This window comes from Janthinobacterium sp. SUN120, from assembly GCF_030397735.1.
Lineage (GTDB): Bacteria > Pseudomonadota > Gammaproteobacteria > Burkholderiales > Burkholderiaceae_D > Janthinobacterium > Janthinobacterium kumbetense.
On the sequence record NZ_JAPUBW010000001.1, the window covers coordinates 114,803 to 140,523 of the forward strand.

At 64.8% G+C, this 25,721-nt stretch carries 23 protein-coding genes and 1 pseudogene; 15 read left to right on the forward strand and 9 right to left on the reverse strand.

Going from position 1 to position 25,721, the window contains the following annotated elements; genetic code table 11:
- Nucleotides 1–62 precede the first annotated feature (62 nt).
- From O0879_RS00480 to O0879_RS00505, 6 genes are all read left to right on the forward strand, one after another.
- Nucleotides 63–233, forward strand: a complete 171-nt coding sequence (locus O0879_RS00480; protein WP_156894740.1) for a hypothetical protein — start codon at nucleotides 63–65, stop codon at nucleotides 231–233.
- Nucleotides 230–1,090 (forward strand): alpha/beta hydrolase, encoded by an 861-nt coding sequence (locus O0879_RS00485; protein ID WP_251348172.1) that lies wholly within the window; start codon nucleotides 230–232, stop codon nucleotides 1,088–1,090. Before O0879_RS00480 ends, O0879_RS00485 begins: the two co-directional genes overlap by 4 nt.
- A 271-nt stretch (nucleotides 1,091–1,361) precedes the next feature.
- Nucleotides 1,362–2,606, forward strand: coding sequence for an efflux RND transporter periplasmic adaptor subunit (locus tag O0879_RS00490; protein ID WP_099667377.1), 1,245 nt, complete (start codon nucleotides 1,362–1,364; stop codon nucleotides 2,604–2,606).
- A 2-nt stretch (nucleotides 2,607–2,608) separates the two neighbouring features.
- Nucleotides 2,609–5,809 (forward strand): efflux RND transporter permease subunit, encoded by a 3,201-nt coding sequence (locus O0879_RS00495; RefSeq protein ID WP_289914208.1) that lies wholly within the window; start codon nucleotides 2,609–2,611, stop codon nucleotides 5,807–5,809.
- Nucleotides 5,810–5,853: 44 nt separating this feature from the next.
- On the forward strand, nucleotides 5,854–7,296 hold the full coding sequence (locus O0879_RS00500) for an efflux transporter outer membrane subunit (protein WP_289916121.1): 1,443 nt from the start codon (nucleotides 5,854–5,856) through the stop codon (nucleotides 7,294–7,296).
- 266 nt (nucleotides 7,297–7,562) lie between these two features.
- On the forward strand, nucleotides 7,563–8,039 hold the full coding sequence (locus tag O0879_RS00505; protein WP_289916122.1) for a fasciclin domain-containing protein: 477 nt from the start codon (nucleotides 7,563–7,565) through the stop codon (nucleotides 8,037–8,039).
- A gap of 80 nt (nucleotides 8,040–8,119) precedes the next feature.
- Here the strand turns inward: O0879_RS00505 and O0879_RS00510 are convergent, their stop codons facing one another.
- The 6 genes from O0879_RS00510 to O0879_RS00535 form a co-directional block, all read right to left on the reverse strand.
- Entirely contained in the window at nucleotides 8,120–8,386 is a 267-nt protein-coding gene (locus O0879_RS00510; RefSeq protein ID WP_152257397.1) for a hypothetical protein, read from the reverse strand.
- Nucleotides 8,387–8,441: 55 nt separating this feature from the next.
- Nucleotides 8,442–8,780 (reverse strand): hypothetical protein, encoded by a 339-nt coding sequence (locus O0879_RS00515; protein WP_099667380.1) that lies wholly within the window; start codon nucleotides 8,778–8,780, stop codon nucleotides 8,442–8,444.
- A 115-nt stretch (nucleotides 8,781–8,895) separates the two neighbouring features.
- A complete protein-coding gene (locus tag O0879_RS00520) occupies nucleotides 8,896–9,894 on the reverse strand; it encodes a serine hydrolase (RefSeq protein WP_289914209.1) in 999 nt (332 codons plus the stop codon).
- A gap of 229 nt (nucleotides 9,895–10,123) precedes the next feature.
- Nucleotides 10,124–10,456, reverse strand: a complete 333-nt coding sequence (locus tag O0879_RS00525; protein ID WP_289897371.1) for a hypothetical protein — start codon at nucleotides 10,454–10,456, stop codon at nucleotides 10,124–10,126.
- A gap of 41 nt (nucleotides 10,457–10,497) precedes the next feature.
- Nucleotides 10,498–10,851 carry a hypothetical protein gene (locus O0879_RS00530; protein WP_289897372.1) on the reverse strand — a complete coding sequence of 118 codons (354 nt, stop codon included), beginning with the start codon at nucleotides 10,849–10,851 and terminating at the stop codon, nucleotides 10,498–10,500.
- A 223-nt stretch (nucleotides 10,852–11,074) separates the two neighbouring features.
- Nucleotides 11,075–11,386 carry a hypothetical protein gene (locus tag O0879_RS00535; RefSeq protein ID WP_099667384.1) on the reverse strand — a complete coding sequence of 104 codons (312 nt, stop codon included), beginning with the start codon at nucleotides 11,384–11,386 and terminating at the stop codon, nucleotides 11,075–11,077.
- 305 nt (nucleotides 11,387–11,691) lie between these two features.
- On the opposite strand from O0879_RS00535, the pseudogene ligD reads away from it, so the two are divergent.
- Nucleotides 11,692–12,588 (forward strand): annotated as a pseudogene (gene ligD, locus O0879_RS00540) (non-homologous end-joining DNA ligase); the annotation flags it as partial.
- On the opposite strand, the gene O0879_RS00545 reads toward ligD, so the two are convergent.
- On the reverse strand, nucleotides 12,572–14,890 hold the full coding sequence (locus O0879_RS00545) for a PAS domain S-box protein (RefSeq protein WP_289914210.1): 2,319 nt from the start codon (nucleotides 14,888–14,890) through the stop codon (nucleotides 12,572–12,574). The pseudogene ligD and the gene O0879_RS00545 sit on opposite strands and share 17 nt — an antisense overlap.
- A gap of 155 nt (nucleotides 14,891–15,045) precedes the next feature.
- Complete coding sequence (locus tag O0879_RS00550; protein ID WP_289914211.1) at nucleotides 15,046–16,023, reverse strand: SDR family oxidoreductase; 978 nt, start codon at nucleotides 16,021–16,023, stop codon at nucleotides 15,046–15,048.
- Between the two features lie 127 nt (nucleotides 16,024–16,150).
- Between O0879_RS00550 and O0879_RS00555 the strand changes: the two genes are divergently transcribed.
- The 6 genes from O0879_RS00555 (at nucleotide 16,151) to O0879_RS00580 (ending at nucleotide 19,645) form a co-directional block, all read left to right on the forward strand.
- Entirely contained in the window at nucleotides 16,151–16,732 is a 582-nt protein-coding gene (locus O0879_RS00555; RefSeq protein ID WP_289910601.1) for a TetR/AcrR family transcriptional regulator, read from the forward strand.
- 67 nt (nucleotides 16,733–16,799) lie between these two features.
- Nucleotides 16,800–18,452, forward strand: coding sequence for a sulfate permease (gene sulP, locus O0879_RS00560; protein ID WP_289914212.1), 1,653 nt, complete (start codon nucleotides 16,800–16,802; stop codon nucleotides 18,450–18,452).
- Nucleotides 18,449–18,838, forward strand: a complete 390-nt coding sequence (locus tag O0879_RS00565) for an Imm1 family immunity protein (RefSeq protein ID WP_289910598.1) — start codon at nucleotides 18,449–18,451, stop codon at nucleotides 18,836–18,838. Before sulP ends, O0879_RS00565 begins: the two co-directional genes overlap by 4 nt.
- Nucleotide 18,839: 1 nt before the next feature.
- Entirely contained in the window at nucleotides 18,840–19,124 is a 285-nt protein-coding gene (locus O0879_RS00570) for a hypothetical protein (RefSeq protein WP_289914213.1), read from the forward strand.
- Nucleotides 19,114–19,491 (forward strand): DUF2750 domain-containing protein, encoded by a 378-nt coding sequence (locus tag O0879_RS00575; RefSeq protein ID WP_289914214.1) that lies wholly within the window; start codon nucleotides 19,114–19,116, stop codon nucleotides 19,489–19,491. Before O0879_RS00570 ends, O0879_RS00575 begins: the two co-directional genes overlap by 11 nt.
- On the forward strand, nucleotides 19,469–19,645 hold the full coding sequence (locus O0879_RS00580) for a hypothetical protein (RefSeq protein WP_289914215.1): 177 nt from the start codon (nucleotides 19,469–19,471) through the stop codon (nucleotides 19,643–19,645). Before O0879_RS00575 ends, O0879_RS00580 begins: the two co-directional genes overlap by 23 nt.
- Nucleotides 19,646–19,649: 4 nt before the next feature.
- On the opposite strand, the gene O0879_RS00585 is transcribed toward O0879_RS00580, so the two are convergent.
- Nucleotides 19,650–20,129 (reverse strand): GNAT family N-acetyltransferase, encoded by a 480-nt coding sequence (locus O0879_RS00585; protein WP_289914216.1) that lies wholly within the window; start codon nucleotides 20,127–20,129, stop codon nucleotides 19,650–19,652.
- A gap of 260 nt (nucleotides 20,130–20,389) precedes the next feature.
- On the opposite strand from O0879_RS00585, the gene O0879_RS00590 reads away from it, so the two are divergent.
- Together O0879_RS00590 and O0879_RS00595 are read left to right on the forward strand one after the other, a co-directional pair.
- The gene (locus O0879_RS00590) at nucleotides 20,390–23,452 is read left to right on the forward strand and encodes a PAS domain-containing hybrid sensor histidine kinase/response regulator (RefSeq protein ID WP_289914217.1); all 3,063 of its coding nucleotides are present in this window, start codon (nucleotides 20,390–20,392) and stop codon (nucleotides 23,450–23,452) included.
- Nucleotides 23,449–25,614, forward strand: coding sequence for an ATP-binding protein (locus tag O0879_RS00595; RefSeq protein ID WP_289914218.1), 2,166 nt, complete (start codon nucleotides 23,449–23,451; stop codon nucleotides 25,612–25,614). Before O0879_RS00590 ends, O0879_RS00595 begins: the two co-directional genes overlap by 4 nt.
- Nucleotides 25,615–25,721: the final 107 nt, after the last annotated feature.

The window sequence follows — 25,721 nt, forward strand, 5'->3', positions numbered from 1 at the left end:
AAGTTCACAGGAGAAAAATCATGGGTCATCGGAATGGAATCTTTGCAGTGCTTGCTCTCGCTATGAGCTCGCTCGCTCTGGCCGCGATGGTATCGACGGATGCATACTCGATGGCGGCGCAAAGCGAAGCCAGCGGTTATAGCGCCCTGACCCATGAAGTGGGCGGCGTCGCCCTGTTGTGCCTGAACGACACGGTGCTCGATGCTGCGGTGCAGCCGGTGGTGGCGCAATGAGCTTTGCCGACACCGCGGCCGAACTGGCACCTGGCCAGGCGCTGAAGATACGCGACATCCAGGTGCAGGGCGCGCAGGATGCCCTCGGCGCGCGCGTCTACACGGCCGGCGTGCCGGGCGCCAAGCAGCCGAACCTGATGGTCTTCTTCCATGGCGGCGGCTTTGTCGACGGCGACCTGGACGATGCAGACGACTTCCTGCGCTGCCTCGTGCTGAGCAATCCCGACCACGTGGTGCTGGCCGCGAACTACACCTTGGCCCGCGTGCGGCCATTTCCCGCCGCCGTGGAAGACGCGCATGCCGTGCTGCTGTGGGCAAAAAAGAACAAGTCCAAGCTGGGCTGGACGGGCAAGCAGATGGTCGTGTCGGGCATCGAGGCGGGCGCCAACCTGGCCGCCGTATGCGCGATGATGTCGCGCGACCGGGGCGGACCGCCCCTCGCGGGCCAGGTGCTGATCATGCCGATGCTCGACCCCGGCCTGTCGACCTGCTCGATGCGCTCCTTGCCGACCTGTCCCGACCTGGCCGAAGTGGCGGACCAGTGCGCCGCCGCCTACCGCGGCTACCTGCCGAATGCCGCTGACCGTACCCACCCGTACGCGTCGCCATTGCAGTCGAGCCGCCTGAAGAACCTGCCGCCAGCCTTGATCTTGTCCAGCGAAGACGACCCATTGCGCGACGAGGCTGAACAATACGGCAGCAAATTGATCGCCTGCGGCATCAAGACGACCGTGCGGCGCATGGCCGCCGCGCCGCTGCAAGACGCCACCGCCCGCAATGAGTGCGCGTGCAAGGTACAGGTATTGAGCGAAATTAGCAGTTTCGTCGCCGGACTGGGGCAGGAGCCCGAGTCATGACGCCGCCATCCGCGGCACCGCAAAAAAACTTACACTAATCAGTTTACTTTTTGAGTTTTGGTTGCTACACTACGCAGTGTAGTTCCCTTCCTGCCTGAGTTGTGCGTTCGCACAGCCAGCTTCGTCGTCCCCGTCCGCTTTTAAGCAGCTGGCGGCCTGTTTACCTTTGATCGAGCGCCGTCGGGCGCCATGGCACCACCATTCACTTTTTCAGTTGGGTTGCTTCCTGCCGCCCATACCATTAGAAATTTTCATAAAACAGGGAAATAAAATGAAAAACGTTCAACAATTTTCCACTCTGCTCAAGCCCCTGGCTGCCTCGCTCGCGCTGGCAGGTCTGGTGGCCGTGAGCCTGGCCGGCTGCGATTCGGCCAACAGCAAGGTGCCCGACGCGCCAGCGGCCGGCGGCCCGCCCATCTCGGCCGCCGCCGTGGTGGAAAAACAGATCACGGAAACGCAGGAATTCTCGGGCCGCCTGGAAGCGATCGAGCGCGTGGAAATCCGTTCGCGAGTCGGCGGCTTCATCACGGCCGTCAACTTCAAGCCGGGCAGCGAAGTCAAAAAAGGCGATGTCCTGTTCGTCATCGATCCGCGCCCATTCCAGGCCGAAGTGTCGCGCGCCGAAGGCACGGCTGCCTCGGCCCGCGCCAAGGCGGAACTGGCCAAGCTGGAACTGTCGCGCGCTGAAAAGCTGCTGGCGGAAAAAGCCATCGCCCAGCGCGAATTCGATGAAAAAGCGTCGGGCTTGAAAGAGCTGGACGCGAACGCCCGCTCGGCGCAAGCCGCCTATGAAGCGGCCAAGCTGAACCTGTCGTACACGCAGGTGCAGGCGCCGATCAGCGGCCGCGTCAGCAAGGCGGAAATCACCGTCGGCAACCTGATCGACGCTTCCGCCATCCTCACCTCCGTGGTGTCGACGGACCGCATCTACGCCAGCTTCGACGGCGATGAAGATACGTACCTGCGCGTGGCCGGCACGGCGCAAAAGGGTACGCCCGTCACCGTCAAGGTGGGCCTGGCCAACGAAACGGGCTTCCCGCATGAAGGCAAGCTGGAATTCGTCGACAACCAGCTCGATCCGGCCACGGGCAGCGTGCGTATGCGCGCCACCTTCGCCAACGCCGAGCGCCAGCTGGTGCCGGGCCTGTTCGCGCGCATCCAGCTCGACGGCGGCAACGGCCCGCAGGCGCAAAGCACGGCGCTGTTGATCAGCGACCGCGCCGTCGGCACGGATCAAAGCCGCAAATACGTGTACGTGGTGGGCGCCGACAACAAGGCCGAATACCGCGCCGTGAAGCTGGGCCCGAATTCGGACGGCTTGCGGGTGGTGCGCGAAGGCTTGAAGGCGGGCGAAAAGATCGTCGTCAACGGCTTGCAGCGGGTGCGTCCAGGCGCCCCGGTGACGCCGCAGATGGTGGCCATGGATTTCGACCCGACCGCGCCTGTCGCTCCCGCAAAACCTGAAGTAAAAGACGCCAAGATCGCCGCGAAAGCAGCATCGACTTCCAAGGAATAAACATGAATTTTTCCCGCTTTTTCATCGACAAGCCGATTTTCGCGGCGGTGCTGTCGATTGTCATATTCGTGGCCGGGCTGCTGTCGATTTTCGGCCTGCCCATCTCCGAATATCCCGACGTCGTGCCGCCATCCGTGGTGGTGCGCGCGCAATACCCGGGCGCCAACCCGAAAGTGATCGCCGAAACCGTGGCTGCGCCGCTCGAAGAGCAGATCAACGGCGTCGAGAACATGCTCTACATGTCCTCGCAAAACACGTCCGATGGCGCGATGATGCTGACCGTGACCTTCAAGATCGGCACCAACGTCGAGCAGGCCGAGACGCAGGTGCAGAACCGCGTGCAGCGCGCCTTGCCGCGCCTGCCCGAGGAAGTGCGCCAGATCGGCGTGACGACCGTCAAGTCGTCGCCCAACCTGACCATGGTGGTGCACCTGGTCTCGCCCAACAAGCGCTATGACGATATGTACCTGCGTAACTACGCGGTGCTGAACGTCAAGGATCAATTGGCCCGTTTGCCCGGCATGGGCGACATCCAGATCTTCGGCGCCGGCGACTACGCGATGCGCATCTGGCTCGACCCGCAAAAGGTAGCGGCGCGCGGCATGACGGCCAATGACGTCGTCGACGCGATCCGCGAGCAGAACGTGCAGGTGGCCGCCGGCGTGATCGGCGCCTCGCCAGCAAAGAACTCGGACTTCCAGCTGACCGTCAATACCCAGGGCCGTCTGCAGACGCCAGAGGAATTCGGCGCCATCATCGTGCGCACCAATGCCGACGGCGCCGTGACGCACCTGAAGGACGTGGCGCGCGTGGAAATGGGCGCCAACAGCTACTCGCTGCGTTCGCTGCTGAACAATAATCCTGCCGTCGGCATGGGTATTTTCGAAGCGCCGAATGCCAACGCGCTGCAACTGTCTTCCGACGTGCGCGCCAAGATGGACGAGCTGAAAAAAGACTTCCCGCAAGGCGTGGAATACCGCATCGAGTACGACCCGACGCAATTCGTGCGCTCGTCCATCGAAGCCGTGATCCATACCTTGCTGGAAGCCATCGCCCTGGTGGTGCTGGTGGTGATCATCTTCCTGCAAACCTGGCGCGCATCGATCATTCCGCTGCTGGCCGTTCCCGTGTCGATCGTCGGTACCTTTGCCGTGATGCTGGGCTTCGGCTTCTCGATCAATACCTTGTCGCTGTTCGGCCTCGTGCTGGCCATCGGTATCGTCGTCGATGACGCCATCGTGGTGGTGGAAAACGTCGAACGCAACATCGAGGAAGGGCTGTCGCCGCGCGACGCCACCATCCAGGCCATGAAAGAGGTCAGCGGTCCCATCGTCGCCATCGCCCTGGTGCTGTGCGCCGTGTTCGTGCCGATCGCCTTCGTGCCCGGTTTGTCCGGCGAGTTTTACCGTCAGTTCGCGCTGACGATCGCCATTTCGACCGTGATTTCCGCTTTCAGCTCGCTGACCCTGGCGCCAGCCCTGTCGGCAGCGTTGCTGAAACCGCACGATGCGCCGAAAGACGCGCTGACGCGCGGCATGGACATGGTCTTCGGGCGCTTCTTCGCTTGGTTCAACCGCTTCTTCGGCCGCGCTTCGCACCGCTATGAAGCGGGCGTGAAGGGCGTGTTGGGCCGCAAGAGCGCGTCGCTGGGCGTGTATGCGCTGCTGGTCGTTGCCGCCATCTTCACCTTCAAGTCCGTGCCGGCCGGCTTCGTGCCAGCGCAGGACAAGCAATACCTGGTGGGCTTTGCGCAATTGCCTGACGCCGCTTCGCTGGACCGCACGGAAGATGTCGTGCGCCGCATGTCCGACGTCATCAAGTCGGTGCCTGGCGTCGAATCGACCATCGCCTTCCCCGGCCTGTCGATCAACGACTTTACCAACGCGCCGAACGCCGGCATCGTGTTCGCCACCCTGAAGCCGTTCGATGAGCGCAGCAGCAAGGAATTGTCGGGCGGCGCCATCGCGGCCGAGATCAACAAGCGCCTGGGCGGTATCCAGGATGCCTTCATCATGGTCTTCCCGCCGCCGCCCGTCAACGGCCTGGGCACCATCGGCGGCTTCAAGATGATGATCGAAGACCGCGGCAACCTCGGTTACGACGCGCTGTACAACGCCACCCAGTCGCTGGCCGCGAAAGCGTACCAGACGCCGGAACTGGCGGGCGTGTTCTCGGGCTACCAGATCAACGTGCCGCAGCTGTTCGCCGACGTCGACCGCGTGAAAGCCAAGCAGATGGGCGTGCAGCTGCAAACGATTTACCAGACCTTGCAGATCAACCTCGGTTCGCTGTACGTGAACGACTTCAACCAGTTTGGCCGCACCTACCAGGTGCGCGTGCAAGCCGATGCCGCGTTCCGTTCACATGCACAGGATATCGCGCAGCTGAAGGTACGCAATGACAAAGGCGAAATGATCCCGCTGTCGTCGTTGATGCGCGTCAAGGATAGCTATGGTCCGGACCGCGTGCAGCGCTACAACGCGTATGCCGCAGCCGATTTCAACGGAGGCGCCGCGCCTGGCGTGTCGAGCGGCCAGGCGCAAGCCGCGCTGGAACGCATCGCCAAGGAAGTGCTGCCGCAGGGGATTTCGTATGAGTGGACGGAGCTGACCTACCAGGACATTTTGTCCGGCAATACGATGATCTATGTCTTCCCGCTGTGCGTGCTGCTGGTATTCCTGGTGCTCGCTGCCCAGTACGAAAGCTGGACCCTGCCGCTGGCCGTGATCCTGATCGTGCCGATGTCGATCCTGTGCGCGCTGTTGGGCGTCAAATTGACCGGTGGTGACAACAACGTGTTCACCCAGATCGCGCTGTTCGTGCTGGTGGGGCTGGCATCAAAAAATGCCATCCTGATCGTGGAATTTGCCCGCGAACTGGAAGAGCATGGCCGCACCGTCGTGCAAGCGGCGCTGGAAGCGTGCCGTCTGCGTCTGCGTCCGATCCTGATGACGTCGATCGCTTTCATCATGGGCGTGGTGCCCCTGGTGTTCTCGCACGGCGCCGGTTCGGAAATGCGCCATGCCATGGGCGTCGCGGTCTTCGCCGGCATGCTGGGCGTGACCTTCTTCGGCCTGTTCCTGACGCCCGTGTTCTACGTACTGCTGCGCACCCTGGCGCAGCGTTTTGAGAAAAAACCAGCCGCCGCTGTCGCCAAGCCAACTGCTGCGCCAGCGCTGGACCTGGAAGGAGATATATATTGAAAACCAAGGAAATCATCCGGCGCGCGGCGCCCGTCTTGAGCGCCATGGCCGCCGCAGTTTTGCTGGCCGCCTGCGCGGCGCCCGAGTTCAAGCAGCCGCAGATCGAGACGCCGGCGGCGTTCAAGGAAGCGCAGGCGCCCGCCGTGCAGACGGCGGCCGACGGCACGCGCTGGAAGCAGGGCGTGCCGGCCGAGCGCCAGGCGCGCGGGGAATGGTGGCTGGCGTTCAATGATCCGGCTTTGACTGGCCTGATCAACGAGGCAACGCAGGCGAACGCCAACCTGGCCGTCGCCGCCGCCCGCGTCAAGCAGGCGAGGGCGATTGCCGGCATCGCCGAAGCGGACCGCATCCCGCAAGTGGGCGTGAACGTGGGCGGCCAGCGCAACCGCGCTTCCGCCGTGTCGCTCGGCTTGCCGAACGGCGCGCCGGTGGCGGCCACCAACGTCTACCAGGCCAACCTGACGGCCAGCTACGAAGTCGATCTGTTCGGCAGGGTGGCATCGAACGTCAGCGCCTCGCGCAGCGATGCGCTGGCCGTGGAAGCGACTTACCGCTCCGTGCTGCTGTCCTTGCAGGCCGACGTGGCGCAAACCTACTTCCAGCTGCGCGCCACGGATGCGGAACTGGCGACATTGGCCCAGACGGTGCGCCTGCGCGAAGAGAGCGTGCATGTGAACCAGCGCCGCTATGACCTGGGCGACATCGGCGAATTCGATCTGTCCCGTGCCCGCACGGAGCTGTCGACCACGCGCGCCGAAGCCATCGGCCTGCAGCGCCAGCGCGCGACCAGCGAACATGCGCTGGCCGTCCTGCTGGGTAAACCGGCCGCCAGCTTCACGGCGACCGTCAACCCGCTGCAGGACAGCGGCTTCCTGCCCGTGATCCCGGCCGGCATGCCGTCGTCCCTGCTGGAACGCCGTCCCGACATCGCATCGGCGCAGCGCACCATGGAAGCGTCGAATGCCCGCATCGGCGTGGCGAAATCGGCCATGTTCCCCGCGTTGACCTTGAACGCTTCCGGTGGCGGCGCGTCCGATACGTTCTCGGACATCTTCAAGTGGAGCAGCCGCTCCTGGCTGCTGGGCGCCCTGATGTCGATGCCGATCATCGACGGCGGACGCAATAAAGCTGCCGTGAGCCGCAGCGAAGCGCAGCTGGAAGAGTCGGTGGCGACGTATCGCCAGAGCGTGCTGGTGGCGTTCGCCGAGGTGGAAGACAACCTGGCCGGCCTGCGCATCCTGTCGGGCCAGACGCAGCAGATCGACGAAGCCGTCGTCTCGGCGCGCCGCTCGGCCGACCTGGCGCAAAAGCTGTATGACGCGGGCCGTTCCAGCTACCTCGATCTGCTGGACGCGCAGCGCAACCTGGCGGCCATCGAGCGCAATGCCGTGCAATTGCGCGGCAACCGCGCCGTCACCACGGTGGCGCTGATCCGCGCCCTGGGCGGCGGCTGGGGCGAGACGGAACCGCAGGTGGCGGCCAACTGATTTCCGGCACCGCGGGCTGGCATGTCCGGCCCGCGGCAAGGAAAACATCGTCAAAACGGCGTCGTGCGCTTGCACGGCGCCGTTTTTTTTGTTTTCAGCGAGTTGAATCCGTTTGCGGCAAGGCCGCGTAAGTACTCCTGCAATCACGCAAATGCAGTCATCCAGGAGATACCATCATGCGCACCTTTATTCCCGCAGCACTGTTTGTCACCGCCTTTACTTCCCTGCTGGCCGCCAGCGCCCCGTTTGCCGCCGACATGACGACCATGGTGGGCGGCCAGAGCATGTATCCGAGCAAGGACATCGTCGACAACGCCGTCAATTCGGCCGACCACACGACCCTGGTGGCTGCCGTCAAGGCGGCCGGCCTGGTCGATACCTTGAAAGGCAAGGGCCCGTTCACCGTGTTCGCGCCGACGAACGCGGCGTTTGGCAAGCTGCCGGCCGGTACCGTCGACACTCTGGTGAAACCGGAAAACAAGGCGACCCTGACGAAAATCCTCACCTACCACGTGGTACCGGGCAAATACGACTTCAAGGCGCTGGCGAAGGAGATCAAGATACATGACGGTAAGGCGACCCTGCCCACGGCCAGCGGGGGCAAGCTGATGTTCGCCATGAACGGCATGCACAACATCGTCGTGATGGACGAGGGCGGCAATAGCGCCAACATCAGCACCTATGATGTGTATCAATCGAATGGCGTGATCAATGTCATTGACACGGTCTTGATGCCGAAATAAGCGGACGAAAGAGAGTACGAAATAGCGGACGAAAAAAAAAGACAGGGAAAACCCTGTCTTTTTTGCCTGCATGGCGCCGATTACTTGGCTGGCGCTGCTGCTGGTGCGGAAGCTGCCGCTGCGGCCGGAGCTGCTGGCGTTGCCGGTGCTGCCTTCTTCGCCTTGTGATGCTTGGCTTTCTTGTGCGCGGCCGGTTTGACGGCGGCTGGCGCTTCAGCCTTGGCTGCCGGTGCGACGGCTGCGGCGGAAGCTGCTGGAGCGGCCGGTGCTGCAGGTGCGGCTGGCGTCTGGGCGAAAGCGGCGGTGGCGAACAGGCTGGCGATCAGGGTGGCGATAACTTTTTTCATGATGAAATCCTATAAGGTAATGGTGCGAATGAAAATCGGGTGCTGATGGACTGAATTACTTGCTTGCTGCAGGCGCTGCTTCAGCGGTGGCCGACGCCAGTTTGGCATCTGCCTTGGCCTTGGTTTTTTTCGCAGTGTGATGCGCCTTGGCCTTGGTGGTGGCAGCTTCCGTTTTTGCGCTGGCGACTTCCGTTTTGGCGGCGACGACAGCTTTCGCTTCCTTGGCGTCCGCTTTCACGACGGCTTGCGCTTCCTTGGCGTCAGCCTTGACGACGGCCTTGGTGTGGGCTGCTTCCACTTTGGCGGGAACCGAGGCTGCGGGAGCTGCTGGCGTTTGAGCAAAGGCAGCGGTTGCGAACAGGCCGGCGATCAGGGTAGCAATTACTTTTTTCATGGTGCAGTCCTCAGTGGTGGTTTGTCTGGTATGTCTGTTGGTGCCGGGATGATTCCCGTGTCACTGAGCATAAAACGCGCCCCCGGACGCTTGCGTTGACGGCCATTACAAACGCTTACATCTGCGTGGCATCCGCGGCCAAAATGGCTTTCAGGATGTCTTCCGAACGGCGCTGCCCGTAGCCCTTGCCGTACGCGCTCGATGCGATGCTCACCACCATGCGGCGCGCCGGTATCACGTAGATCTTGTTGCCGCCATTGCCCGAGGCGAAATGCACGGCGATCTTTTTCCCGGCCACGTCCTGCGTCTTCGCGTACCAGAAATAGCCGTAGCTGTCGGCATAGCGGTCGACGGCGCCAATGGCCACGCGCGGCGCCAGCGCTGCCTTGAGCCAGGCGGCGTCGATCACTCTTTTGCCGTCAAATACGCCGTCGTCCAGCACCATCTGGCCGATTTTTGCCGTGTCGCGCGCGCGCAGCGACAGGTTGCCCTGGCCTTTAGGGTGGCGTGCCACGTCGCGGCCCCAGCTCCAGCGCGTGATGCCCAGCGGCGCGAACAGCGCCTTGGCGGCGTAGTCTTCCAGGTCGGCGCCGCTGGCGTTTTCCACCACGCGCCCGGCAATGTACGAACCCAGCGAGTTGTAGCGGTAGATGCTGCCCGGCTTTGTTGCGGCCGGCACGCCGCGCACGAAGGCGGCGGGGTCGGGCGCTTCATCGAGCTTGTCTTCATTGCCGGGCGAGTGTTCGTCTTCATCGAAGGCGGCCAGGCCCGAACGCATGGTCAGCAAGTCGTCGAGGACGACCTTGCCCGCCGGGCTGGCGGCGACTTCGGGCCAGTAGCCGCCCACCGTTTTTGTTGTCGCCAGCTGGCCGCGCGCCACGGCTGCACCCACCAGCAGCGCGGTGATGCTCTTGCCGGCCGAGCGGATGTCGTGCAGGGTGTCGGCCGTCTCGCCGTTGTAATAGCGCTCGGCGACGATGGCCCCGTCGCGCAGCACGACGACGGCGCGCAAGTCGCCATGGCTGTCGCGGTCCTGGGCTTGCAGGACTTGATCGAGGGTGGCGGGTGCGCTGTCCTGCGCCAGGACAGGGCATGACAGGAGGAGGGCACTCAATAGTGAAAACGGCAGGCGGCGCATGGACAGCTTTCGTGGCGATGGTCGGATTGCCAGTGTCGCCCAATTGCGCCGTTTTGTCGCGCGCAAGCTGGCCTGTTCGATGAAGTTTGCGTGAAGGCGCGCCGCACGAGCGCCAAGCAAAAAGGACAGCCGAAGCTGTCCCTGGTACGCGAAGTGGCCACGCAAGCGCAGACCCGGCGGATGCGCTCCCGTGGCTACATCTGGCTTACTTTGCCGGTGTGGCAGCAACTGCGGCGTCCGCTTTTGCCGCATCCGCTTTTACCTTGGCTTTAGCGGCCTTGTGATGGGCCTTGGCCTTGGTGGCTTTGGCGTCGGCCTTGGCGCTGGCGACATCGGCTTTCGCATCGGCTGCGACGACCGCTTCCTTGGCGTCCGCTTTCACGACAGCCTTGGTTTCCTTGGCTTCTGCCTTGGCGACGGCTTTCGTGTGGGCCGCTTCCGCCTTGGCGGGAACCGACGCTGCCGGGGCGGCAGGGGTTTGGGCAAAGGCTGCGGTAGCGAACAGGCCGGCGATGAGGGTAGCGATAACTTTTTTCATTTTATTTTCCTGGCAAGTGGTAAGTGATGGTGTGTCGATGATTACTTGGCGGCTGCTGGCGCTGGTACAGATGCTGGCGCTGCAGCGGTGGCCGAAGCCAGTTTTGCGTCGGCCTTGGCCTTGGTTTTCTTGGCTTTGTGGTGGGCCTTGGCCTTGGTGGCAGTTGCTTCCGTTTTTGCGCTGGCCACTTCCGTTTTCGCGGCGACGACGGCTTTCGCTTCTTTTGCATCCGCTTTCACGACGGCTTGCGCTTCCTTGGCGTCGGCTTTGACGACAGCCTTGGTGTGCGCCGCTTCCACTTTGGCGGGGACCGACGCTGCCGGGGCGGCAGGGGTTTGGGCAAAGGCTGCGGTAGCGAACAGGCCGGCGATCAGGGTAACAATTGCTTTTTTCATGGTGCAGTCCTCTGTGGTGGTTTGTCTGGTATGTCTGTTGGTGCCGGGATGATTCCCGTGTCACTGAGCAGAAAACGCGCCCCGAAAGGTTATGGTTGACCTTGTTTACACTTTCTTACAATCAGGTGATTTAAGCGACGTTCGTTGAGGAAGGCGGCATGAAAATGCAAAAAAGACAGCCGAAGCTGTCTTTTTGTGTGGCGCTGAAAATGCGCGGAGGGAATTATTTGGCTGCTGCTGCGGTTGCTTCAGTCTTGGCTTCGTCAGCCTTGGCTTTGGCTTTTTTCGCTTTGTGATGGGCTTTTGCCTTGGTGGCGGCTGCGTCGGCCTTGGCGCTGGCGACATCGGCCTTGGCATCGGCGGCGACGACTGCTTCTTTAGCATCGGCTTTGACTACGGCTTTGGTTTCCTTGGCTTCTGCTTTTGCCACTTCCTTGGTGTGCTTGGCTTCGGCCTTGGCAGGCACGGCTGGCGTTTGAGCAAAGGCTGCGGTAGCGAACAAGCCGGCGATCAGAGTAGCGATTACTTTTTTCATGGTGCAGTTCCTCGAGAAGTGGGGTTGTAGTTCAGGAGATGCATTTCCCCTGTCACTGAGCCAAAAACGCGCCGCACGGCAATCGCGTTGACAACGATTTGATCTAATTACAAACACTTACATTTGCCGGGGCGGGCGCTCTGTTAGCTGGCGTACCGCGCCAGGTGCCGCGGCGGCCCAGACTCAAGGCCACGCGCCGTTCCGGGGACGGTGTCAAGCTCAAATGCGGGCTGCGCCAGGAATTCGACACCGGCGGCGGCCCGATCGACAGGGAGAAGACGATGCAGAACACCTCCACGCCGGACGGCGCCTTGCCGGCCAGTTTCAGGGTCAGCCATGCGGACCGGGTGATCGACAGGGACAGCGGCGCCAGGAAGATCGATCTGGTGCGCTATTACGCGCTGGTGGGCAGGCTGATGCTCGTGCACCTGCGCAGCCGGCCCGTGTCGCTCGTGCGCGCGCCGGCCGGCGTGGGCGGCGAGTTGTTCTTCCAGAAACATGCGGAGTCGTCGGCCATGCCCGGCGTCAAACAGCTCGATGCCCGGCTGGACCCCGGGCACCCGCCCATGCTGGCCGTGGCCAGCCTGCAAGGCTTGCTGGCGGCGGCGCAGTGGAATGTGGTGGAATTTCACACGCAAAATGCGCTGGCAAGCGCCTACGACACGCCGAACCGCCTGGTGTTCGACCTGGACCCGGGCAAGGGCGTGGCCTGGCCCGCCATCCGGGAAGCGGCCGTGCTGCTGCGGGCCTTTTTGACGCAACTTGGCTTGCCCGCGTTCCTGAAAACCAGCGGCGGCAAGGGCTTGCACGTGGTCGTGCCGATCCGTCCGCAACACGACTGGGAGACGGTGAAGGCGTTTTCGCAAGCCATCGTGGCGCACATGGCGCAGCACATCCCGGCGCGTTTTGTCGTCAAGAGCGGTCCCGCCAACCGGGTCGGCAAGATTTTCATCGATTATCTGCGCAATGGCCGGGGCGCCACCACCGTGTGCGCCTGGTCGGCCCGCACGCGTTCCGGGCTGGGCATTTCCGTGCCGCTGGCCTGGGAGGAACTCGACCAGCTGAAGGCGGGCGACCAATGGAACGTGGGCAATGTCCACAGCCGCCTCGACGTGGGCAACGCGCCGTGGAATGGCTATGCGCGCAGCGCGAAGGGACTCGATGCGGCGATGAAAAAGCTGGCCTTCAGTCCTCTTGCCTGAACGGCAGGACGGCGCGCGCCAGCTGCAGCGCTTCCTCGATGGCCGCGTTGAGCAGGGTGATTTCGACGGGCTTGGTCAGGTAGCGGAAAAACCCCGCGGCCAGGCCATGCCGGATATCGCCCTTCATGGCATTCGCCGTCAGGGCGATGACGGGGATGTGCGCCGTGCGCGTATCGTTGCGCAGGATGCGCTGCGCCTGGTTGCCATTCATGCCGGGCAGGTTGATATCCATCAAGATCACGTCGGGGCGGCGTTCCAGCGCCAGCGCGATGCCCTGGCGCGCGTCGGTGGCCGAAATCAAGCGCAGGTGGGGCAGGAAGCTGACGATGTCTTCCACCAGGCGCAGGCTGGCCGGATTGTCTTCCACGTACAGCAGCAGCGCCTGGCCGCCGGCATCGTCCCCGGCGTCGACGGCATCGCCGGCGGCTACGGGCAGGCATTCCGTTTCCGCCTGCCCGGCGGGCGGCGCAGCCATCGTATCGAGTTCGATCCAGAACACGCTGCCCACGCCGAGGCAGCTGTGCACGCCCATGTTGCCGCCCATCAGCTCGACCAGGCGCTTGGTGACGACCAGGCCGATGCCCGTGCCTTCCTCGCTGCCCGCCTCCTGTCCCAGGCGGTTAAACGGCTGGAACAGCTCGGCCATCTGCGCATCGTCCAGTCCCTTGCCCGTGTCGCGGATGGCGATGCGCACGCGTTGCGCCTCGGGCTGCGAGACTTCCAGCTCCACCTTGCCGGCCGGACGGTTGTACTTGATGGCGTTTGACAGCAGGTTCAGCAGCACTTGCTTGAGGCGCGTATGGTCGGCCCTGAGCGTCAGCGCCTCGCAGGCTGGAAACACCAGGTGAATCTGGCGCTGCTGCGCCTGTTCTTCCACCATCACGCGCACTTCCTCGATCAGCGCGGGCAGCGTCACCGCTTCCATCGACAGGCTCAGGCTGCCCGATTCGATCTTCGCCAGGTCGAGGATTTCATTGATCAGGGTGAGCAGGTGGCGGCCCGAGGTGACGATGTTTTGCACGAAGGTGCGCTTTTGCAGCGCGGTCGCGGGCAGGGCTTCATTGGCCAGCAGCTGGGCGAAGCCGAGGATGGCGTTCAGCGGCGTCCGCAGTTCGTGCGACATGCTGGTGAGAAAGCGGTCCTTCGCCTGGCTGGCCCGTTCCAGCTCGATTTTCTGTTCGTTCAGCGTGCGCTCGATGCGCTTGCGTTCCGTGATGTCGCGGATGGCCGACGAGACCAGCATGCCTTCCTCCGTTTCCAGGGGCGACAGGCTGATTTCGACGGGAAACTCGGTGCCGTCGCGGCGCAAGCCGTACAGTTCCAGGCCCGCACCCATGGAGCGGGCGCGCGGCGCCGTGGAAAAGGCCTGGCGGTGGCGCGGATGGTCGGTCGCGTAGCGGGCCGGGATCAGCACTTCCACATTGCGCCCAAGCAACTCCGCGCGCGAGTAGCCGAACAGGCGTTCCGTTTGCGAGTTGACGAGCACGATCTCGCCATCGCCGTTGACGATGACGATGGCGTCCGGCGCCGATTCGAGCAAGCCGCGGAACTTTTGCTCGGCCCGGCGGCGGTCGCTGACATCGCGGATGGCGCTGATGACGAAGGTGCCGATTTCCGTCTGGATGGGCGAGAGGCTGATTTCCACGGGGAATTCGACGTTGTCCTTGCGCAAGCCCAGCAATTCCAGGTCGGCGCCCATGGTGCGCGTGCGCGGCTGGTCGAAATAGCGCGCGCGGTGCCCCACGTGGGCATGGCGCAGGCGCTGCGGCAGCAGGCTATCGATTTGCCTGCCGCTCAATTCGCCTTCTTCATAGCCGAACAGGTGTTGCGCCTGCTGGTTGGCCAGCACGATGGCGCCCGTCGCATTGACCATGATGACGCTGTCCGGCGTCGATTCGAACAGCACGCGGTAGCGCACGTCGACGAACTGGGCGTCGCGCGCCGCCTTCAGCAAGGTCGTGTCCTTCATGGTGGAAATCAGGTAGCGGGGGCCGTCCGGCGCGGCTTGTGCGGCCTGGCAAGCCACGTCGACGTAGATGAGTTCGCCATCCTTGCGCCGCCGCCGCGATTCGCGGTCGTAGCTGCCGTGCAGGGCCAGCTGCTCGGCGATCAGCGGGCCAGCCTCGGCCTGTCCCGGCAGCGAGATCAGTTCCCACAGCGTGCGGCCCAGCGTTTCGTCGCTGGCATAGCCGAAAATGCGCTGCGCCCCGGCCGTCCAGCGCACGACGACATGGTCTTCGTTCGTGATGACAACGCCGCCAGGGGCGCCGCTGAGGATAAGCTGATCTAACTCGGCATCCATTTTTCCGTACGCATGACAGGGCTTGCCGGGTGGCAGGCTGTGTGCATAACGTAGCGAGAAGCTTGATCAAAGTCAATGCATTTATCTTCCTGGCGATGCGCCCGCAGCGGGTGCTTGGTTCAGGCCGTCTTGCGCAAGTTCCCGTGCGCCATCGCTCAATCCCCTGCGTTGCCGGTGACGGGCAGGACGATGCCGCTGATATAGCTGGAACAGGCGGGCGAGGCCAGGAAGACGTAGGCGGGCGACAGTTCCTCGGGCTGGGCCGGGCGGCGCATGTCCGTGTCCGCGCCGAATTGCCGGATGTCCTCGGGCGACTTGTCGGCCGGGTTGAGCGGCGTCCACACGGGGCCGGGTGCGATGGCGTTGACGCGGATGCCCTTGTCCAGCAAATTGCCGGCCAGCGCCATGGTAAATGCGTGGATGGCGCCCTTGGTGGTGGAATAGTCGAGCAAGTGCTTCGAGCCGCGCAAGCCCGTCACGGAGCCCGTGTTGATGATGGACGCGCCGCGCTGCAAGTGGGGCAGCACGGCCTTGGTCATGTGAAAGTAGCCGTAGACATTGGTTTTCATGGTGAGGTCGAAGCGTTCCTCGCTCAGCTCCAGCAGCGATTCGGCGTGTTCCTGGAAGGCGGCGTTGTTGACCAGCACGTCGATATGGCTGAACTTGTCCAATACCTGGCTGACGGCTTGCTGGCAAAAGCCCTGGTCGCGCACGTCGCCGGCAATCAACAGGCAGCTCTGGCCTTCCGCTTCCACGTAGCGCTTCGTTTCGTGGGCGTCCGCGTGCTCGTTCAGGTAAATGATGGCGACGTCGGCCCCTTCGCGCGCATACAGCACGGCGACGGCGCGGCCGATGCCCGAATCGCCGCCCGTGACGATGGCCACCATGCCGGCCAGCTTGCCGCTGCCGCAGTAGTCGGGTGCCAGGAAACGGGGTTGCAGCTGCATCTGCCCTTCGACGCCCGGCTTGTCCAGGTGCTGGGCGGGCAGGGGAGGCGCCGGCTGACTGCGGCTCCCCGTCTGCACGGGGGATTTGCTGTCGCGTTTGTCTTGCCTGGCGGCATCTCGGCCGTCCTGCTCCTGCTGGATGCTGCGCTGCAAATTGCCGGCGGACTGGTCCTTGTTCTCGTTCATGCTGGCCTCCCTGGAAACGACTATCCAGTATCGGCGCGGCACCCGCATCGCACGGTGCGCTTGCTAACAGAGTGGCGCAAACGGGCGCAAAGTTATATGATGGTTGACATAAATGTGGGAGGGCAGCATGAAAGTGAGCAGGGAGCAGGCGGCGCTGAATCGCGAGCGCATCGTGGAGGTGGCGGCAAGGTTGTTCCGCGAAAAGGGCTATGACGGCATCGGCGTGGCCGACCTGATGAAGAACGCGGGCCTCACGCATGGCGGCTTCTATGGCCATTTCGCGTCCAAGGAAGACTTGATGATCGAGGCGTGCCAGCATGCCTTGAATAAGTCGCTGGAAGGCTGGCGGGCCAAGGTCGCCAGCGACCCGCAGCGGGCGCTGCCGGCGATTATCGACAACTACCTCACCCCGAAACACCGCGACCAGCCCGGCGGCGGCTGCCCGGCGGCAGCCATGGGCGTCGACGTGGCGCGCATGTCGCCCGGCGCGCGTCCCGCGTTTACCCAGGCTACGCAGCAGCAGTTCGCCTTGCTGCAGGGCTTGCTGCCCGACGGCGCGCCGGATTGCACGCAGGAGCGGCGACGCCAGCAGGCCATCGCCACGTTTGCCGCCATGGTGGGCGCCATGGTGCTGGCCCGTTCCGTCGATGACGAGTCCCTGTCGGGGGAAATCCTCGACGCCGTGAAGGCGCAATTGCTGCAAGACTGATCCCGTGCCCCCTGTCAGCCGGCCTCGTCGCATGATAGGCTTCGGTTTTCAGATTTCGGGATCATTCATGCTGCTCTGGCTCAGGCAATACCGGCGTCCTCTGTTGGCCGGAGACATCACCGCCGGTATCGTGGTCGCCATGATGATGGTGCCGCAAGGCATGGCTTACGCGCTGGTGGCCGGCTTGCCGCCCGTGGTGGGCATCTACGCCAGCATTTTGCCGCCCGTGCTGTACGCCCTGTTCGGCAGCAGCATGACGCAATCGGTGGGCCCCATGGCCATCGTTTCCCTGATGACGGCCGCCGCCCTGGCGCCGCTGGCCGACCCCGGTTCCTCCCTGTATATCGTGCTGGCCGCCCAGCTGGCCTTCATCAGCGGCCTCGTCCTGCTGCTGTGCGGCGTGCTGCGCCTGGGCTTCATGGCCAGTTTCCTGTCGCGCCCCGTGATCAGCGGTTTCAGCAATGGCGCCGCGATATTGATCATCTGGGGGCAGATCACGCCCTTGCTGGGGGCGACGCTTCCCCACTGGCATGCGCCGAGCCTCGTGCTTGGGCTGTCCGGCCTGCTGTTCCTGTGGCTGGCCAAGCGGTACGCGTCGCGCCTGCTGCGGCGCTGCGGCCTGAACCAGGTGGCGGCCGACGTGGGCGCGCGCCTGGCGCCGATGGCGCTGGTGCTGGCCGGCATCGCGCTCGTCGCCTATGGCGGCCTGGAAGCGATGGGCGTGCAGACGACGGGCCACGTGCCCAGCGGCTTGCCGGGCCTGAACCTGGCCACCTCCGGCGCGCATTGGCGCACCTTGCTGTCGCCCGCGCTGCTGATCGCCTTCATCATCTTCCTGATGAGCATGTCCGCCGCCCAGACCCTGGCGCAAAAACGGGGCGAAAAGCTGCATACCAACCGCGAACTGCTGGGCCTGGGAGCGGCCAACGTGGCCAGCGCGCTGTCGGGCGGCTTTCCCGTCACGGGGTCGATTTCGCGCTCGGCCGTCAATTTCCAGGCGGGCGCCAACACGCCGCTGGCCAGCATCATCACGGCCGGCTTGCTGGCGCTGGCGCTGGTGGCGCCCACGGGTTGGCTGGCCCTGCTGCCGCTGCCCGTGCTGGCGGCCACTATCATCTTTGCCGTGTCCAGCCTGCTGGACTGGGATACATTGAAACTGTCGTGGCGCTACGACCGCAGCGATGCGGTGGCCCTGTTGGCGACGACGGCCGGCGTGCTGGTGCTGGGCGTGGAAGCAGGCGTGGTGATCGGCGTGCTGTTGTCGATGGGCACCCTGATCTGGCGCGCCAGCCGCCCGCACATCGCCGTCCTGGGGCGTATCCCGAACAGTGAGCACTTCCGCAACGTGGAGCGCTATGAAGCGCAAACCTTGCCGGACGTCTTGCTGTTGCGCATAGATGCGGGCTTGTTCTTCGGCAATGTCGAGGCGGTGACGGAGAGGGTGGAAGACGAATTGCGCGGCCACCCGACGGCGCGCCACCTGGTGCTAGTGCTGTCAGCCGTCAACCAGATCGACAGCACGGCCTTGCTGGGCTTGATCGAACTCAATAGCGCGCTGGCCAAGCGCGGCATCAGCCTGAACCTGGCCGAAGTGAAGGGCCCTGTGATGGACCGCCTGCGCCAGAGCAGTTTATTGAAAGACTTGAGCGGCAAGCTGTACCTGAGCACGGCGCTGGCGACAAACGATTTGAGCGGGAAAAAGAGTGGAGAACCGGCATGACGATGGAACTGAATCTGCATGGCGAACCGCGCGCCGTTGACACCATTGCTGCGCTGGAGCAGGCGCTGCAGGAGGCGCGCGCGCTGGCCCAGTGCGAACTGTGGCTGACCCTGGCCACGGATGCGGAACAGGGCCCGGCCCTGTGCATGCTGCGCAATGGCGGCAATGCCTGGCTGATGTATCTGTCGGGACAGGACGACCTGAGCTTTCACTCGCTGGGTGACGAAGAGGCGGACGGCGCCTGCAGCTACCTGCTGGCCAATGGCCAGGTGGACGAGTATCCGGAAGCGTGGTGCGTGGAGGTGGAAGAATGCCAGCACGCCTTCGCTGCGTTTTTCAGGACAGGCGGGGCGCGGCCGGCCGCCATCGCGTGGGAGGCGGATTGACATGCCGCAAACCATCATCGCCGACATCGACAAGGACTTGCTGGCCGCGCTGGACGCCAGGGCAGGGTTATTGACGCTGCACGCCATCCTGCTGCGCTACACGGCCGGCGGCGTGACGGCGCAGCAAGTGGCTGCCTTGCTGCAGGAATTGCGCGCGTCTACGCAGAACGGCGCGCAGGAGGGGCCGCTGGAAGACGTGATACTGGACGCCCTCGACATGGTGACTGGCTGGTGCACGCCGCAGCTGCGGGTATGGGACGAGGCAGGAGACGAGCATGCATCCTGACAAGTTCAAGCAGGTGGCGGGGCTGCCGTCCGCCGAGCGCCATGCCTACTTTGTGCGCAAGGTAGCCGATACGCAAGAAGTGTGGGGCTTGCACCATGACGGCTGGGCCACGGCGCAGCTTGACGGCAAGGTGGCGATACCGTTCTGGCCGGAAGCGGCATTCGCGCAAGCGTGCGCCAGCGGCGACTGGGAACATTTCCAGCCGCGCGCCATCGGGCTCGATGATTTTCTGGCTAAATGGCTGCCCGGCATGGCGAACAATAAGCAGCTGGCTTTCGTGTTTCCCGTGCCGCAAGGCAGCGCCAGCATCGCGGCGCCTGCCGATTTGCTGAGCGATGTGCAACATGAATCAGAGCAATATGAATGAGGAACGCCTGGACGCCTGGTATGACGGCTCGGCCATCTGCCTGATCGCCGTCGGCGCGCAAGGCGACCCGCTGGACCTGGGCGGCGACGAGGTGCGCGCCCTGATCGCGAAACTGCAGCAATGCCTGGCCGAGTCCGAAGCCGGCCAGGACTGAAGGCTCAGGCGGCCGCCAGCGCCTTTTCCATCGCCACGCTGGCCAGGCTGATGCCGCTGGGGTGCGCATACGCTTCCTCGCGCAAGGAAATAAACCCTGCGGCCCGGTAAAACGGCACGGCATTGAGCGATGCGGACAGGTGCAGACGCGCAATGCCGTGTCCGCGCGCCAATTGCTCCAGCGCCGCCAGCAGCCGCTTGCCGATGCCGAGTCCCGCGCGCGCCGGATCGACGAACACGGCCTCCACTTCCTGTTTGTCCGCATCGAGCATGGCGTAGCCGGCAATGGCCTCGCCCTGCATCGCCACGACGCCGCCACCCGCGGCCAGCATGGCGGCATACGCCGGCGGCACAGGTGTAGCCGTCCACGCAGTAATTTGCTCCGGCGCATAATGCATGGCGCAACTGACGCGCACGGCTACCGTGCGCAGGGCCCACAGGGCGTCGATATCGGAATCAAGGGCGGGGCGCAGGGTGATGGTCATGGACGCTTTCCGGGCAAAAGGTCATGCTAGCGCAATGGCTGGCAGCACGCCAGCAAGAGTTCATGCCGCGCTCAGCCAGCAGATGACTGGCGGCGCCTGGGTCATATAGAAAGACATGGCAATCGCCAAAAGATTGCCCTAAGGAATAGACTTGCCCCTGCAGTTGACGTTATCATGTTTTTGTAAGTGTCGGTGGCTGAGCAGTCAGCGCATAGTTGAAACATGGTGACAGGCGGGGGTGAGCATGGGCATGGCGAAGGATGCGTGAGGTGCCTGGCGGCGGGCTGGGCAGGGCAGCGGTGCGCCGCTGTGGCTGCGCATTGCTGCTGGTATGCTGTGTTGCCGCGGCCCCTGCCGCCGTGCCGGCCGCGACGCCGGCCTCGGCGGCGCCGCACCAAGGGCAGCGCGTGCTGTTCCTCAACGCTTACGATTACGGCCGCGCCGGCGTGGAATCGTACACGCGCACCTATGTGGCCGCCATGGCCGCCGCGGGCCTGGCCAGTGAAGACATCATGGTCGAGCACCTGAACCTGAATACCCAGGGCGACCCGGCGCTGCGCAATGAGATGCGCGATTTGTTGCTTTTAAGGTACACCAAGATGATGGGCCGCAAGGCCGACCTGATCATCGCCATGCAGCAGCCGGCGCTCGATTTGTTGCTGTCGGACCTGGCGCCGCTGGCGCGCGGCGTGCCCGTGCTGGCGATCAATACCTCGGGCAAGGCCTTGCCGGCCGGCAGTCCGTCTTCCATCTGGCAGCAAAAGGCGAACGTCGATTTTGCCGGCACGCTGGCGCAAGCCATGGCGCTGTTCCCGGAGACCAAGACCATCGTCATGGCCGTCGGCGCCAGCGAGGCCGACCAGGCCCTGAAGCGCAACATGCAGCAGGCGGCGCAGGCGTGGCAGGGCAAGGTGACCATGCGCTACCTCGATGACCTGACCCTGGAACAGATGCGCGCGGCCGTGGCGCGCTTGCCCGCCGATACGCTGCTGGTGGCGGGCAATGTCAACCGCGACGTGGACGGCAATATCGCCACGCCGTTGCAGTTTGCCGCCCAGCTGGCGCGGCTGGCCAATGTCCCCGCCTTTGGCATGTATAACGCGACGGTCGGCAAGGGCATCCTGGGCGGCTCCATCCTGCACATCGAGCGGGCCGCGCAGCAGGTGGCGCAGATGTCGCTGGCCGTGTTGGCCGGCAAGGCGCCTGCCGCGCCGGGCGCCCTGCTGCCGCCGGCGCACCCGGTGCCCATGTATGACTGGGAACAGCTGCAGCGCTGGGATGCGGATATCAGCCGGCTGCCGCCGCACACCCTGTTCTTCAACCGCCCGCCGCAGCTGTGGCACGAGCACCGCGTCGCCGTGCTGTCGGCCGGCGCCGTATTTCTCGCCATGGCGTGCATGCTGAGCGCCTTGCTGCTGCAGCGCCGCCGCCTGCGCCGCGCCGAGAGCGATGCGCGCGAAAGCGAGCAGCGTTTCCGCATCCTCGTCGAGCATGCGCCCGAAGCCATCGTCGTGTATGACCTGGACCTGGACCGCTTCATCGACGCCAACAGCAGCGCGCAGCGCATGCTGGGGATGTCGCGCGAAGCGCTGCTGGCGCGCGGGCCGTTCGACCTGTACACGGGCGAGCAGCCCGATGGCCTGCCGCTGGGACTGATGATGGAAGAGCATCTGCGCCGCGCCATGCTGGGCGAACCCATCCTGGTCGAGCGCAATGTGCGGCGCGCCGACGGCAGCATCTTTCCCTGCGAAGTGCGGCTGGTGCGCTTGCCGATGGAAGGGCGGCGCCTGGTGCGCAGCGGCATCGTCGACATTTCCGAGCGCAAGCACAGCGAGCAGGAATTGCTCGGCTACCGCGACCACCTGGAAGAGCTGGTGCAGCAGCGCACGGCGGCACTGTCGGTGGCCGTCACCGAGGCCGAATCGGCGAACCGCGCGAAAAGCGTCTTCCTGGCCAACATGAGCCACGAATTGCGCACGCCCTTGAATTCCGTGATCGGCTTTTCGCAGATGATGGCCGATTCGAGCAGCATGTTCGAGGAAGAAAAGCATAACCTGGCCATCATCAACCGCGCCGGCCATCATTTGTTGACCTTGATCAACGATATCCTCGAATTGTCGAAGATCGAGGCGGGCCGCATGCAGCTGCAAGCGGGGCCCGTGGACTTGAACGGCTTGCTCGACGAGGTGCTCGAGATGGTGCGCATGCGCTCCGGCGACCAGGGCATCGCGCTGCGGCTGGAGCGTTCCGGCGTGCCGCCTCTGGTGCGCCTCGACGGCGCCAAGCTGCGCCAGGTGCTGCTCAATTTGCTGTCGAATGCGCTCAAGTTCATCGAGCAGGGCAGCGTGACCCTGTCGCTGGCCTGCCAGGCAGACGATGATGGGCAAGTGGCGCTGGCGTTTGCCGTGCGCGATACGGGCAGCGGCATCGCGCAAGAGGACCTGGAACGCATCTTCGAACCGTTCGTGCAGGCCGACAGCGCCGTGGCGCAGGCCGGCACGGGACTGGGGCTGACCATTTCACGCGAATTCGTGCGCCTGATGGGCGGCGAACTGCGCGTCGAGTCGACCTTGGGGGCCGGCTCCGTGTTCCACTTCGACTTGCGCGCGCCCTGCGTGCAGTGCCCTGCCGCCGCGCCGCTGGCGCCGGGCCGCGTGGCGCGCCTGCCGGCGGGCCAGCGCGGGCGCACGGTGCTGCTGGTCGACGATGACGACAACTGCCGCAAGCTGCTGGCCGGCTTGCTGGCGCCGCTGGGCTTCCAGTTGCAGGAGGCGGCGGGCGGCGTGCAGGCGCAAGCCATGCTGGCGGCGCAGCGCTACGACATGGTGCTCAGCGACTGGCGCATGCCGGACATGGATGGCCTGGCGCTGACGCGCTGGCTGCGCGCGCAGCCGGCGCTGGTGCAGCCGCGCCTGGTGATCATGACCGCTTCCGCCTTCGAGGAAGAAAAGCAGGAGGCGCTGGCCGCCGGCGCCGACGGCTTCCTGCGCAAGCCGATCGAACAGGAACACCTGTTCGCCATGCTGGAGCAGCAACTGGGCGTGCGCTTCCAGCGTACCGCCGCCGCGCCGCCGCGCGTGCCGGCGGCCGCCTTTGACCTGCAGCAGGCGCTGGGCCAGCTGGGCGCGGCCGAACGGCAGGCGCTGCTCGAATCCGTACGGGCCCTCGACTTGCGGCGCAGCGCCATCGTGCTGGCCGGCGTGGCGACCAGCCTGCCGCAGCTGGCCGCGCACATCGCCGCCATGCTGGAACAGCATCAGTACCAGCCGCTGTGCGCCTTGCTGGCGCAGCTGGCCAGCGAACCGCAGGGCGAAGACGCATGACGGTTCACGCATCCAAGGGCGCGCGCCTGGGCGGCGTCTCCATCGTGCTGGCCGTCAGCGTGGCGCTGACCTTTGTCGTCACCGCGCTGCTGCTGGTGTTTGCCGTGCTGTTTTACCAGTCCGAACGCGAGCAGCGCTGGCAGCAGCTGCACCGCAGCCTGGCCCTGAGCGCGGACCAGCTGGCCGTGGCCATCGAACTGCCCTTGTGGAATCTCGATGAAAAGCAGATGCAGGCCATCATGCGCAGCACGCTGGGCAAGCGCGACCTGGTGGCCAGCTCCCTGACGCCGGGCATCGGCAAGGAAGCGCTGGTGCTGCGCCGCACGGCGACCGGCGCCATCGGCAGTTTCTCCTCGCTGTCCGCGGAACCCGGCTGGCTGGTACAGCGGCGCCCCGTGACGATGGGCGGGCAAGTCATCGGCAACGTGGCCGTGTATGCGACGCCGGCCCTGCTGCACGCGCAGCTGCGGCAACGCGCGCTGGGCATCGGCGCCATGATCGTGGCGCTCGACGTGATCCTGGTGGCCAGCATCTGGCTGCTCATGTGGTGTCTGATGCTCAAGCCCCTGAAGGCGATCGGCCAGTATGCGGCCGGCGTCCAGGCAGGGCAGAGCGAAGCGGCCGGCACGCCGCCGAAAGCGTGGTTCCTGGGCGAGCTGCGCACGCTGTACCGTTCCATCCGCGACATGGTGGCGCTGCTCGACAGCCGCTACCGCGCCTTGCAGCGCAGCGAGGAGCGCGTGCAGATGGCCACCGGCGCGGCCAGCATCGGCATCTGGGACTGGAACGTCATCAACGATGCCTTGCAGTGGGATGAGCAGATGTATGCGCAGTTCAAGGCCGATGCGGACAGCGCCATGGCGCCGGCGGCGATCTGGCGCGCGGCGCTGATGCCTGACGACGTGCCGGCCGCCAAGGAGGCCCTGCGCGCCGCGCTGAGCGCCGGCCAGGCCTTCACGCACGAGTACCGCATCCTGTGGCCCGATGGCGCCATCCGCTACATCAAGGCCGATGCCGTGATCTTCCGCGACGGGCAGGGGCGGCCCATGCGCCTGGTGGGTTCGAACTACGACATCACGGCGCACCGCGAGGCCGAACTGGAATTGCTGCGCCACCGCCATCACCTGGAAGAACTGGTGGCCGAGCGCACGAGCGCCCTGTCGGTGGCCGTCAGCCAGGCGCAGGCGGCGAACCGCGCCAAGAGCACCTTCCTGGCGAACATGAGCCACGAACTGCGCACGCCCTTGAATTCCGTGATCGGCTTTTCGCGCCTGATGGCCGCCTCGCCGAACATGCAGGACGATGAAAAGCGCAACCTGGCCATCATCCACCGCTCCGGCAATCACTTATTGACGTTGATCAATGAAATCCTCGAACTGTCGAAGGGCGAGGCGGGGCGCCTGCACGCGCAGACGGCCGTGGTGGCGCTGGCGCCCCTGCTGCAGGAAGTGATGGACATGCTGGGCATGCGCGCCGAGCAGCAGGGGCTGGCCTTGCGCCTCGATTGCGCCGATGTGCCGGCGGCCGTGCTGCTTGACGCGACGCGTTTGCGCCAGGTGCTGCTGAACCTGATGTCGAACGCCGTCAAGTTTGCCGGCGGCGGCGAGGTCGCCTTGCGCGTGCGCGGCGAGCGGCGCGATGACGCCACGTGGCGCCTGTCGTTCGCCGTCAGCGACACGGGCATCGGCATCGCCCCGGAAGACCAGCAGCGCATCTTCGAGCCTTTCGTGCAGGCCGACAGCGCGGGACCGAAGGATGGCACGGGCCTGGGCCTGGCCATCTCGCGCGAATTCGTGCAATTGATGAAAGGCGAACTGACGGTGGAATCCATGCCGGGGCAGGGCGCCACCTTCCGTTTCAGCATACCCGCGCAGGCGGCCGAGGCACCCGTGGCGGCGCCCGTGCCGCTGCCCGTGGCGCCGGCGCCCGAGGCGCCGCCGGCATTGCGGGCGCAAGACTTGCTGCTGCTGGCCGGGGAAGAGCGCGCCGCCTTGCTGGTGGCGCTGCGCGAATTGAACCTGGCCAGGGTGGCCCTGCTGCTGGGCGCCTTGCCGCCGGCGGCCGCGCCCGTGCTGGCGCCGCTGCAGGCGATGCTTGACCAGCATCAATACCGTCAGCTGTGCGACTTGCTGGAGAATGAGGGCGCGCTGGCGCACGCTTGAAAAGTGTGGGCTGACAACATCGGATTCGCTGAAAAGACGGACTAAGTGCCGCCAATGGATGGTGCTAAATTGCAATAAAGATTATGATGATAGTACGTAGTTCATCG

Coding starts and splice junctions, on each gene's coding strand:
- O0879_RS00585 (WP_289914216.1), bottom strand. CDS start 20,129: ATGACCATCACCCTGCGCCCCGCCCTTGATTCCGATATCGACGCCCTG.
- O0879_RS00545 (WP_289914210.1), bottom strand. CDS start 14,890: ATGGATGCCGAGTTAGATCAGCTTATCCTCAGCGGCGCCCCTGGCGGC.
- O0879_RS00525 (WP_289897371.1), bottom strand. CDS start 10,456: ATGAAAAAAGTTATCGCTACCCTCATCGCCGGCCTGTTCGCTACCGCA.
- O0879_RS00495 (WP_289914208.1), top strand. CDS start 2,609: ATGAATTTTTCCCGCTTTTTCATCGACAAGCCGATTTTCGCGGCGGTG.
- O0879_RS00595 (WP_289914218.1), top strand. CDS start 23,449: ATGACGGTTCACGCATCCAAGGGCGCGCGCCTGGGCGGCGTCTCCATC.
- O0879_RS00570 (WP_289914213.1), top strand. CDS start 18,840: ATGCCGCAAACCATCATCGCCGACATCGACAAGGACTTGCTGGCCGCG.
- O0879_RS00490 (WP_099667377.1), top strand. CDS start 1,362: ATGAAAAACGTTCAACAATTTTCCACTCTGCTCAAGCCCCTGGCTGCC.
- O0879_RS00485 (WP_251348172.1), top strand. CDS start 230: ATGAGCTTTGCCGACACCGCGGCCGAACTGGCACCTGGCCAGGCGCTG.
- O0879_RS00590 (WP_289914217.1), top strand. CDS start 20,390: ATGCGTGAGGTGCCTGGCGGCGGGCTGGGCAGGGCAGCGGTGCGCCGC.
- sulP (WP_289914212.1), top strand. CDS start 16,800: ATGCTGCTCTGGCTCAGGCAATACCGGCGTCCTCTGTTGGCCGGAGAC.
- O0879_RS00565 (WP_289910598.1), top strand. CDS start 18,449: ATGACGATGGAACTGAATCTGCATGGCGAACCGCGCGCCGTTGACACC.
- O0879_RS00500 (WP_289916121.1), top strand. CDS start 5,854: ATGGCCGCCGCAGTTTTGCTGGCCGCCTGCGCGGCGCCCGAGTTCAAG.
- O0879_RS00480 (WP_156894740.1), top strand. CDS start 63: ATGAGCTCGCTCGCTCTGGCCGCGATGGTATCGACGGATGCATACTCG.
- O0879_RS00510 (WP_152257397.1), bottom strand. CDS start 8,386: ATGAAAAAAGTTATCGCCACCCTGATCGCCAGCCTGTTCGCCACCGCC.
- O0879_RS00550 (WP_289914211.1), bottom strand. CDS start 16,023: ATGAACGAGAACAAGGACCAGTCCGCCGGCAATTTGCAGCGCAGCATC.
- O0879_RS00555 (WP_289910601.1), top strand. CDS start 16,151: ATGAAAGTGAGCAGGGAGCAGGCGGCGCTGAATCGCGAGCGCATCGTG.
- O0879_RS00580 (WP_289914215.1), top strand. CDS start 19,469: ATGAATCAGAGCAATATGAATGAGGAACGCCTGGACGCCTGGTATGAC.
- O0879_RS00515 (WP_099667380.1), bottom strand. CDS start 8,780: ATGAAAAAAGTAATTGCTACCCTGATCGCCGGCCTGTTCGCAACCGCT.
- O0879_RS00505 (WP_289916122.1), top strand. CDS start 7,563: ATGGTGGGCGGCCAGAGCATGTATCCGAGCAAGGACATCGTCGACAAC.
- O0879_RS00535 (WP_099667384.1), bottom strand. CDS start 11,386: ATGAAAAAAGTAATCGCTACTCTGATCGCCGGCTTGTTCGCTACCGCA.
- O0879_RS00575 (WP_289914214.1), top strand. CDS start 19,114: ATGCATCCTGACAAGTTCAAGCAGGTGGCGGGGCTGCCGTCCGCCGAG.
- O0879_RS00530 (WP_289897372.1), bottom strand. CDS start 10,851: ATGAAAAAAGCAATTGTTACCCTGATCGCCGGCCTGTTCGCTACCGCA.